This is a genomic window from Dyadobacter ginsengisoli DSM 21015 (genome assembly GCF_059568735.1).
Genome location: NZ_JCANTY010000008.1, coordinates 219,152 through 232,191, shown reverse-complemented (window position 1 = coordinate 232,191; position 13,040 = coordinate 219,152). Strand labels below are relative to the sequence as shown.

Annotated in this window: 8 protein-coding genes; 5 read left to right on the top strand and 3 right to left on the bottom strand. The window is 52.3% G+C overall.

Annotation, left to right across the window (positions count from 1 at the left end):
- Nucleotides 1-8 precede the first annotated feature (8 nt).
- From BP71_RS28585 to BP71_RS28575, 3 genes are read left to right on the top strand one after another with little or no spacing between them, the layout of a single operon-like run.
- Entirely contained in the window at nt 9-1,442 is a 1,434-nt protein-coding gene (locus tag BP71_RS28585; RefSeq protein ID WP_496385006.1) for a RagB/SusD family nutrient uptake outer membrane protein, read from the top strand.
- A gap of 11 nt (nt 1,443-1,453) precedes the next feature.
- Entirely contained in the window at nt 1,454-3,976 is a 2,523-nt protein-coding gene (locus BP71_RS28580; RefSeq protein ID WP_496385005.1) for a hypothetical protein, read from the top strand.
- Between the two features lie 31 nt (nt 3,977-4,007).
- Complete coding sequence (locus BP71_RS28575; protein ID WP_496385004.1) at nt 4,008-4,715, top strand: SGNH/GDSL hydrolase family protein; 708 nt, start codon at nt 4,008-4,010, stop codon at nt 4,713-4,715.
- Nucleotides 4,716-4,722: 7 nt separating this feature from the next.
- Here BP71_RS28575 and BP71_RS28570 read toward each other — a convergent pair whose 3' ends face one another.
- Entirely contained in the window at nt 4,723-5,472 is a 750-nt protein-coding gene (locus tag BP71_RS28570; RefSeq protein ID WP_496385003.1) for a GntR family transcriptional regulator, read from the bottom strand.
- 103 nt (nt 5,473-5,575) lie between these two features.
- Complete coding sequence (locus BP71_RS28565; RefSeq protein WP_496385002.1) at nt 5,576-6,997, bottom strand: MFS transporter; 1,422 nt, start codon at nt 6,995-6,997, stop codon at nt 5,576-5,578.
- Between the two features lie 105 nt (nt 6,998-7,102).
- On the opposite strand from BP71_RS28565, the gene BP71_RS28560 reads away from it, so the two are divergent.
- Entirely contained in the window at nt 7,103-7,480 is a 378-nt protein-coding gene (locus BP71_RS28560; RefSeq protein ID WP_496385001.1) for a winged helix-turn-helix transcriptional regulator, read from the top strand.
- A 155-nt stretch (nt 7,481-7,635) separates the two neighbouring features.
- Nucleotides 7,636-8,481, top strand: a complete 846-nt coding sequence (locus BP71_RS28555) for a universal stress protein (RefSeq protein ID WP_496385000.1) — start codon at nt 7,636-7,638, stop codon at nt 8,479-8,481.
- Between the two features lie 109 nt (nt 8,482-8,590).
- Here the strand turns inward: BP71_RS28555 and BP71_RS28550 are convergent, their stop codons facing one another.
- The gene (locus tag BP71_RS28550) at nt 8,591-12,949 is read right to left on the bottom strand and encodes a fibronectin type III domain-containing protein (protein WP_496384999.1); all 4,359 of its coding nucleotides are present in this window, start codon (nt 12,947-12,949) and stop codon (nt 8,591-8,593) included.
- Nucleotides 12,950-13,040 lie beyond the last annotated feature (91 nt).

Here is a 13,040-nt window from a genome sequence, read left to right as displayed (position 1 = left end):
TTTTTGCAATGAAAAAGTACATCCTGTATATCTGTTTCGCAGCCGCAACCAGCGCCTGCTCCGATTTCCTGACTTTACAGCCTGCGCACCAGGTCAACGAGAAAATCTTTTATAAAAATGCCAAAGACTTTGAAACCGCATTGGTAGGAAACTACGCCGGCTTGCAAGGGCTTTACAATACGTCCATCATTCACATCGGCGACCTCACCACCGATAATGCGGAAATACAATGGACTTCGCCCACGGTGTCGGAAACGGAGTTCGATGAAATGAACCCGACCACTTCGAACGATTTTCTGAATACTGTTTGGAGCAACTGCTTTGCTACCATTGCCCGTTCCAACAACATCCTTTCCCGCCTGGATGCCGTGGAAATGACGGACGCGCAGCGTAAGCAATTCCGTGGTGAGGCTTTATTCCTGCGTGCAAACAGCTATTTCTACCTGGTCAGGCTGTTCGGCAATGTTCCTATCGTGGACGTTGCATTCCGGAGCCCCGGTGAAATCATGAGCTTCGACATGACCCGGAGGCCCGTCAGCGAGGTCTACAACGGGATCGTTGCGGATTTAACAGAATCGGCTGGCCTTCTCGCCGGCATTACCCTTCCCAGTAAATCCCAGGCTTCGGCGGGTGCTGCCAAAACACTGCTCGGCAAGGTTTACCTGACCATCAAACAGTACGACCAGGCCAAAACCATTCTGAAAGAGGTGATCGATTCAAAGGCCTACTCGCTGATTCCGGACTACAAAAAGCTTTTCACCAATGGCAACGAGGAATTACAGGAATCCATTTTTGAGATCAAATACCTGTCTGGTAATGTAGGCGAAGGCAACTCGTTTTCGAGCATTTTCACTCCTGCACGTTTCGATATGACGATTTTCCCCGGTAACATGCAAGGATCAGGCCGCGTGTTGCCCACGCCGCGACTGGCCGGCTCTTACGAAGCCGGCGATTTGCGGAGAAAAATTTCGATCGGCGATTCGGTGCTTGTCAACACCGGCAAGTACGAAAAGGAGCTGTACGGCCTCAAATTCGTGGATTTTACCGTAGGCATTGTCGGCGACGGCGGGATCAACTTTACCGCGCTACGATACGCCGACGTGCTCCTGATGTACGCGGAAGCATTGAACGAGACCAACGCGACTGCAGAAGCCCTCACCTATCTCAACATGACACGCTCCCGGGCCGGACTGAAAGCACTAAATGGCCTTGGAAAAGCTGAAACAACCGCTGCTTTGGAACATGAAAGGCAGATGGAATTCTTTCTGGAAGGACACCGCTGGTTTGACCTCGTCCGTACGGGACGTTTGGAAACGGTTATGAATACTTATTTTAAGGCCGTGGGACTTAGTTTTACGGTTGCGCCGCATGAGGTGCTGATGCCGATCCCATTGCGAGAAATCGATATTAACCCTAATCTGGGACAGAATCCGGGATATTAAACAACAGGACAATGATTTTCAGAAAAAAAGTGTATATATGGCTCGGGTTTCTTCTCGCTTCCGTGGCCGTAACTGCCCAGCCGCAACCTTCTACTTTGAAGGGACAGCCATTTCACAATATTACGCTGGAAGTTTCGCTGAAACCCTTCCGCAAGAATGACAAAGCTTACATCCGCGAAACAGCCCGGGAGATGTTCACGCAATGGCACTCCATGCTGCGCCACGCCGACACGGTGTCGGTGATGCTTTGGACCGGCGACGGCTCCGAGATACTGGAATACAAAGGTGATCCGGGCCATCGGCTGGAATGGGCGCGGTACATCGGGAACCCCAATACCCGGCATGCCGTCAACTCCGGACCCAAAGAGTTATCCATTCACGAACGCGCCTACCTCTATCTCGAAAACCCGCCCGAGTTTACCTACGGAGATCTGAAATTCATCGTCGCCACCTTGAAAGAGGAAGGCCGGAAGATCACCGGTAAGCCCATCCGCGTGGGTGAAACTTTCGACCCGGGACCCGAGTTTGCCAAATCCGATTTCAAATACAACCGGCACCGCGAGATACTGGGCGGCAGCGCCATGGGACATAACACGATGGTGAGCTGCTATTCGGTGTTGAAAGCCGATTCGCGGCCCTATGCGGGCTTTCCCAATGGCATTCCCGAAGGCACGCCATTCGGCACCTTCCTCGGCCGCCAAAGCCGGCATCTGGTCGGCGATATGGGTTTTGATTTCATCTGGCTGAGCAATGGGTTCGGATTTGGTGTAGAGGGATGGTCTTCTACCGGTGCTATTTTTGACGGGAAAGGTTTTGATCAGGAAAAACTGGCCGCTACCCACTCCAAAATTGCCGATTTCTGGAAATACTTCCGGGCCGAATGCCCCGATATCCAGGTGCAGACCCGTGGTACCAACCTTTCGGCCGGGGCCGACCTGGCCCGTGACGGCGTGGACCTGAAATCCATTTACAGGGACAAGAATATCCTGCCACCACCCAATTCGCCCTGGGCGGCACTGGACGGGGATTTTGGGTTGGAAATGGTAGGCTATATGTCGAGGATGGCCGAGCTGCCCGACGAGCGCTATCTGTTCCGTTATTACACGCATGATCCGTGGTGGATCAACAGTCCCTGGCTCGACCGGTACGGTCGCGAGCCGCACGACATTTACCTGCCACTGGCAGTCGCCCGCATGAATGCCAGAGGTGAGGTAAGACTGCCCACCCACCTGAACTTCCTGAGCATCGATGATTCCTTTGGCAACATGCCCACGCAGGTACCCGACGAGGTAACGCCGCATATCCTGAAAGCACGCTACGACTCCCCTACCGCGCCCGGCCCGCTGGTATGGGTGTACCCGTTCGATGAGTATTACGACTGGGCATTTCGGTACAAAGACAGACTTCCTGAGATCTATTATGGCGACTGGCTGATTCGGCAGGCATTGAACAATGGGCTCCCGCTTAATACGGTCATTTCTACCACCTCATTTCAGAAGGTAATGGGCCTCGATCCTGCCCGTTTCAAGGAATCGGTATTGCTTACCGTGGTACCGGAAGACGGCTCTGCTTTGGAAAAGGCATTGATTGCATTTGTGGAAAACGGGGGTAAGCTGATGGTATACGGACCTGCGGGCCACGCGGGCAAAGCATTTCTCGAATTACTGAACCTTCAGAACGCAGCACCGCTCGAAGGCGAGTTCCGCATCAGCAGCGTCTACAACGGGGATGAAATGGCTACGCCTTATCCCGGCAAAATCATACATAGTGCGTTATTTTCCGGCGGAGGCATGGCCACGCGCCTGCAAAATGCAAAAGATCCGGCCACGAGAGTATTATCTCAAATGTCCCAGGGAAGCCAGCAACGCGATGCCGCCTGGGTAAGGGAAAAGAAAGAGTGGAATGGCGGGAAAGTGGTGTACATCCGCGGTACTAATTCCAGCAAATTCACCGGTGGCAAACTTCTCACCCCCGACGATCCGTCGAAGCTCTTCACCGGACCGATCCTGATGCGGTACGCGTTGCACGAGTTCGGGATTGATTTAAGAATCGCCAAAGAAGCCCCTTCGATCAAAAACCCGGTGCTGACGATTTCCAGGAGCCATAATGCGTTCATTTTTTCAGGATACAATCCCAATACCACGATCGTCAGCAAATTCCGTTTTCCGCAGGGTGCCCCATTGCTTAACGGACTCGATACCAAGCTGGACAAAGGTCATTCGGTGTATAGCCTGCCTACTGCCTGGAACCGGGAATCCAGGGTTTTTGTGGAGCAAAACGAAGGCGTTGTTTCACTGAAAGAACTGCATTCGGGCGAAATGGGCATTACGAAACGCTACCGCGTGAGCGGCTTGAAAAACGCGACCCTGCGCATCTACCCGCATGACGACATCAGCCCGGAGCAATTCAATGCCTACCTGAATGCGAACTACCCCTGGAAAGAAGGCCGGATCAGTTTCAGAGCCGGAGATCCGAAATTCGGCAAGCATTATGTAGTAGAAAATGTAACGGGAAGTCTCGTAGTTTCATGGTAGCATTCTCTTATCTGTTCCGACCATTCGCCCAATGAAAGCAAGACATTACATTTTGCCGGTTACCCTGGCATTCCTGTGCCTGCCACCTGCGTTTGCCCAGGTCGCGGACACGACCTATTTATCCGAACTCAAAAAAGAATTGCGGATTGAATGGCCGAAAAACCGGCGCATCAACATCGTCTTTCACGGGCATTCGGTGCCCGCCGGGTATTGGGAAAACCACGAGGTACACACGCTGGAATCGTACCCGAACCTGTTTTTAAAAGCCTTGAAGGAGAAATATCCCTATGCGGTAGTGAATGTGATTGTCACGGCGATCGGCGGAGAAAATTCGCTCAAAGGGGCCACCCGCTTCGAACCGGAAGTATTGTCGCATCAACCGGATGTCGTTTTCATCGATTATGCATTAAACGACCGTTTTCTGCCTTTGGAAAAAACCCGCGAGGCACTTGAAAAAATGATTAAGGCCGCGCAGGCCAGAAACATCAAAGTAGTGATGGTAACGCCCTCACCAGACCAGCGCATCGACATTAGCGACCCGTCCAACCCCCTCGATCCTTATGCCGCGCAAATCCGGGAGCTGGCAGCCCGGTACCATACCGGCCTGGCCGATCCTTATGCGGATTTTCAGCAGATCGTAAAGGAAGGAAAACTCAAGGAAGTAATGTCATCCGTAAATCACCCTAACCGGGAAGGACATATGGTCATTGTGAACCGGTTACTGCCCTATTTCTTTTGACCTCCAACTACTCGTCGTGGTAATCGGGGTTGGCGCTGATGGCGAACTTGTATTTGTCGCCCCGGTAAAACGACCGTTCGATTTCCACGACTTCGCTGTCCTTGCAGATCACCGCGCTATCGAGAATGAACATCGGCGTGGGAGCTGTCAGCTCAAAATTGTCCAGCTCCGAACCTGGTTGCGCGATCTCGGTGCTTAATGTCTGCTTCACCTCGTCGATGCGCAGGTGATAGGTGTTCTCGTAGACCTTGAAATACGAAATCTCGGTCGGCATCCGGTTGATCTTCGGACAGAGCGCAAGCGAAATGTATTTGATTTCGTCCTTGATGATCTCATCGTCGGCATAACGCAACTGATGGATTTTCAGCACCGGCCCGTCCATAATGAAATGCTTCCCGCCGATTTCAGACGAAATCCCGTCATCGAGAATGGTTTTCTCCAGTACCACATTATGCGGTTCAAAACCTTCTGCGATCAGGCTTTCGTGGAAGCCGCGGCGCGTTGCATTGATCGACCCCAGCGTCCTGATCAGATGATGCCCTACCGTACGGTTTAAAACGAATGTTCCTTTTCCCTTGATACGCCGCGCCCACCCCTGGTTTTCGATTTCCAGCAGGCTTTTCCGCGCCGTGGTGTTACTGACCCTGTAATTTTTGATCAATTCATTTTCAGAAGGAATCTTGTCGCCGGGCTGTAATTCGCCTGACTTGATCCTTCCGATAATTTCATCACTAATGCTAAGAAACTTGGGTTTCATCAGGCCTGCACAAAAAGGTAATATGAGCCCCCAAAATAAGTCATCTTTGGCAATAAATCAGCAATGGCGCGAAACATGGCCTGCCCGACGCATCCGGTACGATTCAATGCGGGGTTATTTCGGGGCTGCGCGCAGCAACGTCGGGGAGCAGCCACAGGCAAAAGCTCACCATTCCCAGCAACGCGATATTGGCACCCGTGGCCAGCCGGTAAGCCGAAATAAATGCAGCGGTATCCGGCGCGGGTCCCAACCGAGAGAAGAATATGCCTCCGATTACACCAATGCCCAGCGCGATGGCGGTTTGCTGGAAAGTAGAGAATGTCCCTGATGCTGCGCCGGCAAGTTCAAGCGGGATATTTTTCAGCGCCACCCCCATCAGCGACGGCAGTACGGACCCGCAGCCAGTGCCATACAAAAAGAGGACAGGGTAAAGCATTTCCCGGTTTACTTCCGCATTGTTCAGGATCAGTATGTGGAGCATCAATGTGCCTATCATCATCACCACACCCGCCTGCAATACTCTCCTGCCATATAGCGGAACCAGCCGCAGCGACACCAGCGAGGCCACCACGTAACCCGCGCCCTGCGCCACAAACAGCAAGCCCGTTTCGGCCGAACCGATACCCAGCCCCGTTTCAAAGAGCATGACATTGATCAGAAAATAGGAATCCTGGACCATGAAGTAAAAAAGGACAATCGCCATTCCGATATTGAAATCACGAAAACCAAACAGGCGCAGATCCAGCAATGGCTGTCGGCCGGCGACCTGCTTGCTTCGCTGGTCGCGGATGAACAGAACGAGCAGCAAACCACCCGCACAACCCATTCCAATGCACCACCAGGGCCAGTTCAGTTCGCGTCCGCGGATGAGCGGATAAATTATGCACACGAGTGCACCTGTAAGCAGCAGAATCCCGGAGCGGTCGAATCTACCGGTTCTCCTGCGATCCCCGTCTGGTAGGAACAGCGCGGCCAGTAGCACAGCCAGCAGGCCAATGGGCAGGTTGATCAGGAAAATGAGCCGCCAGCCTTCCAGCATCCATCCGGTCTCAGGCAAAACACCGCCCAAAAACTGCCCGATCACCGAAGCGCTTCCCGCAACGCTGCCGTAGATCCCCAGTGCTTTTATACGCTCCGCATGGCCCGGAAACAGCACCTGGATGTAGGCTATGCCCTGCGGGATCATCCACGCCGCACTCACTCCCTGCAAAAAACGGGCAGTATTCAACTGCCAGGCCGTTTGTGCGAAACCGCAGACGGCGGAGATCAGTACGAACAACAGCATGGAAACAATGAACACCTTCTTTTTACCATAATAATCTCCGGCACGCCCACCCGTGACCAGGAACACCGCGTACCCAAGCAAATAAAGGGCAATTACCAGCTGAATGTCGCTGTCTGTCCCTCGTACACCGGCTTTAATAGCCGGAAGGGCCACATTCACGATGAAAATATCCATGACGGACAGAAATACCGAAGAAGAAATAATGGCCAGCAGCAGCCACTTTGAAATTTGTCTACTCATTACGTTGTTGGATGATCAGAAACGGATTCCATCCGGATTCGTTTTTCGGCCAAAAATCCAACAGTGAATACTGACAATCAAGTAGTTTACAATAAGATACCAGGTATGCTGAACGATACTATTCATGAAGATCAGGAGATTGCAAAACAGGATTCTGAATCTTTTTCGGAAAAAAATAATACGATGAACATCGCCCTCGACATTATTGGGGGGAAATGGAAGCTCATGCTGCTGAATAAGATCAGAGAAGAATGCCCGATGCGCTTCGGCGTGCTGCGCCGCAAGTTGCCGCATATTACGCAGGCCACACTCACTGCCCAGCTGAAACAGCTCGAACGCGATGGCATACTCCTCCGGGAAGCTTACGCAGAATCCCCGCCGAGGGTGGAATATAAACTGACCGAGATCGGTAAAAGCCTGATACCCATTATGGACTCACTTTGCGCCTGGGGAGAGAATTATGAGAAAAGAAAAAACTCATAGTCCCCGATACTTGGGATGATCGAGTCGGATCTGTGCGGAAATAGACCTGCAAACATGACCAAAGTCATGTTTCGAACACCCTACGCGTCAATTTTAAGCCGGAATCGATATTGTTATTTTGGGAATAAATCATTCTGCCCATTATTGCGCTTCCGATGAAAAAGATCCTTGTTCCCTTCGATTTTTCGCCTTCTGCAATGCACGCTTTGCATTTCGCTATCGACATCGCCGTGGCGAACGAAAGTGAGGTCTTTGCCCTGAAAGTGGCTGAGCTCACACCACTGTATATCGAAAATATCAATGCTATTCCTTTTTACGCCGATAGTGCTTCTATAATGGCAGACCTTAAAGAACAGGGCCAAAATAATTTCGAGGAAATACGATGGGTGATCGACAGCCATGTCCCGGTGCATTTCGAAGTGGAGCAGGGCGTACTCAGCCAAACGGTCCTGAAAGCCATCCACCGCCACGAAATTGACCTGGTGGTCATGGGTACCAAAGGCAGCAGCGGCGTCAGCGAGTTGCTGATCGGGTCCAACACAGAAAAGATCGTAAGAAGCTCGCCGGTGCCGGTGTTTGCCATTCATAAACAGCAGAAAATAAGCGCCGTTCGCAACATCATCTTCCCCACTGCGCTGGACTACGGGCAGGCATCGCTCATCGGGAAAATCAAGACACTTCAAAAATTCTTTCATGCGCGGCTGCACATTTTGTTTATTAAAACGCCTTACATGAAAGAGACAGACCACGTGCTCCGCGTCAACCTGGAGGGCTTCGCGCAGCATTACGGCCTTACCGACTATGTGGTGCACATCCGGCATGAGTTCGGCGAGGAAAACGGTATTCTCAAATTTGGGTCGAAACTGGGCTACTCCATCATCGCGATGGGTACACACGGCTTCACGGGCCTCACGCACATGATGTTGGGCAGCATCGCCGAAAACGTCGTCAACCACACCAATGAGGCCGTCTGGACCTATGCCATGCAGGAATCTGTGTAATGCGGGCAAAGGCCCGCAGACCGTTCCCGCAGTTTACCAAACCCACATCCCACAGCGAAAAACGAAGCATACAACCGTTAGCCGTCGTACCACGCATTCCGGCAAACAACTATTTTTTGATGATCTTCCAGGAGTTTTGTTCTTTGCCACGATTCAATTTCAAAATATACAGGCCTGACGGTAACATCCTGGTGTCGAGCTCGAATGACGCATACGTCGAAGGTGTTCCCGTACCTTTCTGAACAAGCCTTCCGCTGGACCCGTAAATGCGCCATTGAAACGAATCCCGCCAGGTTGGTTTGCCTCGCAACAGGAGCGTTTCGACCGCCGGGTTGGGATATGCGGTAATTCCGTTGCCTGCGAGCGGATCAACGCCGACCAATAAGCTGACCGTCACCGTGCGATTTCCGGAGACAATGCCATAACCACACACGTTCCGTACCGAATCGAGCGAGAACACGGTCGTTTGATCCAATGTCAGCAGCCGTTCGACCTGTTGCTGGCTGGTACTTCCGTGCAACGTATCGGCGCCGTAACGCAAGTAGTAATAAACGGGCGGTGTGCCTTTCAGAAGCAGGTTTAACTGCAATTCTTCTCCGTCATACACCGCTGTCTTGCTAAGTGAAATGTCTCCTTCCGCGCGACTGCGGACCAATTGCGAAACGGATAGATTGGAGGTAAAATCGACGTCCGGGTTAATCGCCACGATTCGGATCCGGTACCGGTCACCCGCAACAAGCGACGTCGGCAGACGAACCGACAGCGGACTGCCGGCACTGCTTCCCAGCTTCATGGCACTGTTAAAGTTGCCATTGGCATCGGACAGTTCCGCCGCATAAGTGCGCGTCCGGTCTGGACCGGTCATGGTAAAACTAACCGAAAGCGAGTCGCCGTCGCACAGCGCGGTTTTCAACGGAGCGAAAGTCAGTTGTGAAACCTTTGTTACCGTCAGAAACGGTTCTTTAACTGCCACTTCCACACCACCGGCGACCTTCCCAGCTCCACAAAGGTTGCTCACAGAGCGCAGGAAATACGACCCCGTACTGCCCGCTTTCATCCGGATCGAAGTATCTGCCACAGCGGATGTGCCTTCTGTACTGTCGGATGCGACATAATGCCAAGGGCCTGTACCCGCGAACCGGACCGGCAATGTTATGAGCTCGCCCTTCCAGACCGAAACCGCCGGAGCCGGCAGGATGGTCGCTGTTGGTAATGCATATACCATCGTCTCCGGGCCTTCCTGCTCGTCCATGAACGCATTTTTGGTGACTACCTTCACCGTGTATTTCCCTGCGGCCAGGCTGTCGGGAAACCTTCCGGATATGGGAGACTTCGTCCCTTCACCCAAAGGAATATCACCACTGCCAGCTACGAGCCTTGCTTCGTATACAATAGGGAAACCCGATTCATTTCCTGCCGCCGTAAACTGTACGCTGACCGTATCCCCTGCGCACGCTTGCGGGCCTGTTGCTACCGTTCCCAGTTGGAACCGTTTGGTGGCCGGCGGCGGTGCCAGGCCCAGTGGCATGCTGATCAGCTGGGCATCGAAGGTAAATGGATCATTTGCGGCACTAATCGGATATACCATCCCTGAAAGCGGCACGATGTAATAGCTCACAAGGATATAGTTGATCCCGTAAACAAAGCCCCGGTTGCTCAACGTGTACGTCACTTCTTCCCGCCCATTGGCAACATCTTTCGTGCTGGTGGCGGTTATTTCAACAGTCTGCCCGTTGATGAGCAAAAGATGCTGCATGGTTGAATAGGATTTCCGGGTGGAAAGGTTCTTGTCCCGCAGCAGCGTAAGTTTGAAACCTGAATAGGTCTGCGCCGAGCCATTCAGTATAAAACTCCGCCTGAACCATAGCCGTTCGGCCGGGATCAGGACTTTTTCAATGGAATAATTGGGAAGCCGGTAGCCTTCATCATCGTGTCCCAACCCGACAATCCCCTTAACAGGCTGTTCGAAAGGAAGTACGTTAAAGTTCCAGGGTGCTATGCATTGCTTATCAAGCTTAATATCCTTGCTCGCAAAACCGGCCATCAGCGGAAGAAGCCATTGTGAGCGGAAAGGGATGAGGGTATCTCCTGAAATGATTGGCTTCGGATTGGTCACATTCACAATGAAGGTATCGGCCAGGTAACCGTTCTGATCCCTGACATAGAAAGTGCTCGAACTTCCGGGGCCAATGCTGAGATCCCGCACGCCCGTAGCCAGCACCTGGCTGGGTTGCTGGGCAGAGGACCAGTTGTAGCTGCCGATCCAGGAAGCCGTCAGTTTGACCGCATCGCCTCCATTCTGAATCGTTATGGTCTTTTTCTTACTCACATCCTTCATTACCACAAAGGAATCCGCTATCACAAACTGCGGCGACACGTCCGACTCCTTGATAAACTTTACGTCGAGCCGGTTCTCCTGAAACACCAGTTCAACCGAACCGCCCTTCAAATGATAGAATTCCAGGGTATTATCACCGGTCAGATTGTCCAATGGCGGCACCGACGTGCTGGGGTGGCTGACGTTCGTAGCGCCCGGCGGGAATCCGGCATCGTTTTCAGCATAATTGCTGGTATTGTACCAGCCGCGTCCCGCCGACCCGGAAAGAATATAGGTATAGGCAGTTTCACTATTCACCTTGGTGTAAGGCCGCGTCGCGGGGTATCTTCCGAGGTTTCCATTGCCCGCCAGCCCGCCGGTTTGCGTGTAGTCGGCCGTGCGGGCCTGCGATCCTTTCTTGCGGATCATCCCGGCGCGCTCGTATGCGTGTGAGTGCGACACCACCAGCGCATCGACATGGTATTCAGGCTTTTCCAGGATCGGCAGCAGTTTTTCCTGCACCCGCTTCATGTCATTTTCGGTCGAAAAATGGCCAATGGTAGAAAATGGAGGCAGGTGAAAAGTCACTAATGTCCACTTTTGCTTATTGCTTTTCAGATCTTTGACCAGCCATTTGACCTGCGGTAAGGAGTCGATGAGCGAATTGGTGGAATCGTCCATCGCTATCGAGTTTTTACTAAACAGATCAAAGTAAGACGTATTTTGAAACCTTCGCTCCCAATTTTCAGCTACGTTCTGGGATTCGATCAACGGCGGGTTCAACACCACAAAATGCACATTTCCCTGGTTAAAGGAGTAATACCCTTTTTTATTATACGTAGGCTCACCTCCCAGCTGTGCGCTATCCGGATAAGCAAAAGCCGAAAAGCTCGCGGCTGTCTGCTTGTGATAAGCCTTTCTGATCCAGACTGGTTTCCCTTTTTTATCCACATAGGTCAAATCCGGTTCGTAATCATGGTTTCCGATGACCGTCCATGAGGGTATGTGGGAGAGCGGTTGCTTGTCTGCCGGCCTGTTGTAAAATTTGAACAGCGTCGTATCCAATGCGGCCTGGAGCCCCTCGTAAGGCGCGGTGTTGGAATTATCGCCCAGGAAAATCAAACCGTCTACCTTTGGATTGCCTCTGGAGGCCAGATAGGCCAGGTAAGCATCCCGGACTTTGTAGGGCCTTGGATTTTTGTATGTGCCCGCTCCCGAGTCGCCCAGCAGCCAGAAGCGCACAGCCCGGGTAGTATCGACGGGGTCGTGCTGGGTCCGGAAATAGTTCACGGCCGGATTGTATTGCAGCTGCCGGTATTCCATACCGCTGTAATAACCGACACTGTAATAGTACTGGGTGTCAGGAGAAAGATTCTTAAGCGTTACGCTATGCAACGTGTCGTTGATTGCCGAGGTTGTTTCCTTATATATTTCCAGATCGGGGTTGGTGCTGTACCGGACGGTCGCATTGGTCGGCGTATTGGTGTACCAGCAGACCGTCATCCGGTTGTGGGAAGCGAGTTGCAGGTAGGGATAGCGAAACAATGACGTTGGTTGCCCTTCCAGCTGTGCATCGAAATAAATATCGGCGCTGGTGGCCCCGGTCTGATGCAATTCGACCGCTATCACATTGGTCCCGCTCTGGATCAAACTTGCAGAGAGTACGGTATCAATCGTAAGCAATGGGGTGCCCACAGGCGTGCCGGCGTAGCCGTTCTGGGAGGGGGCCATGTTCTTACGGGCTACCTCAACCCCGCCGATGTAAATCACGATGCCGTCGTCCAGTGTCGCCCGAAGCCGCAAACGACCGAACGTCGACGCATTATCGACCTGAAAGCTTTTCCTGAAATAGTATACCGGGTAGTTGTTACTCGCAGGTCCCCGTTCGAGCGTGGTGTTATAAACGTAGCCCGAATTACTCCCAAACCCGAACGGCGCAGGCTTGCTCGCCCAGCTCCCGTCGTTAAACCCATTTGCAGCCCAATTGCTGTTGCTTTGCACTACTCCATTTTGCAGGTACTTCCAATCCGATTGATAAGGCACTATAATCTGTGCCATGACCGCGGTTGTACTGAACAGTAGCAGCCAAATCAGGAGCGTGCCGGCGGCAGCATGCCCCGGGGCTCCCTGATGAGCGGGTTTCGTTTCCATAACAAACTGAATTTGAGGGTGATCTTCCTTTTAATTTACAGCTTTATTGATGGAAAAACTATTACAAAATCAAGATAAAAAATTCCTGGCC

What these genes read in the sequence shown, in the direction of transcription:
- BP71_RS28580 (WP_496385005.1), top strand. Translation starts at nt 1,454, where the DNA reads ATGATTTTCAGAAAAAAAGTGTATATATGGCTCGGGTTTCTTCTCGCT.
- BP71_RS28565 (WP_496385002.1), bottom strand. Translation starts at nt 6,997, where the DNA reads ATGAGTAGACAAATTTCAAAGTGGCTGCTGCTGGCCATTATTTCTTCT.
- BP71_RS28575 (WP_496385004.1), top strand. Translation starts at nt 4,008, where the DNA reads ATGAAAGCAAGACATTACATTTTGCCGGTTACCCTGGCATTCCTGTGC.
- BP71_RS28555 (WP_496385000.1), top strand. Translation starts at nt 7,636, where the DNA reads ATGAAAAAGATCCTTGTTCCCTTCGATTTTTCGCCTTCTGCAATGCAC.
- BP71_RS28585 (WP_496385006.1), top strand. Translation starts at nt 9, where the DNA reads ATGAAAAAGTACATCCTGTATATCTGTTTCGCAGCCGCAACCAGCGCC.
- BP71_RS28560 (WP_496385001.1), top strand. Translation starts at nt 7,103, where the DNA reads ATGCTGAACGATACTATTCATGAAGATCAGGAGATTGCAAAACAGGAT.
- BP71_RS28550 (WP_496384999.1), bottom strand. Translation starts at nt 12,949, where the DNA reads ATGGAAACGAAACCCGCTCATCAGGGAGCCCCGGGGCATGCTGCCGCC.
- BP71_RS28570 (WP_496385003.1), bottom strand. Translation starts at nt 5,472, where the DNA reads ATGAAACCCAAGTTTCTTAGCATTAGTGATGAAATTATCGGAAGGATC.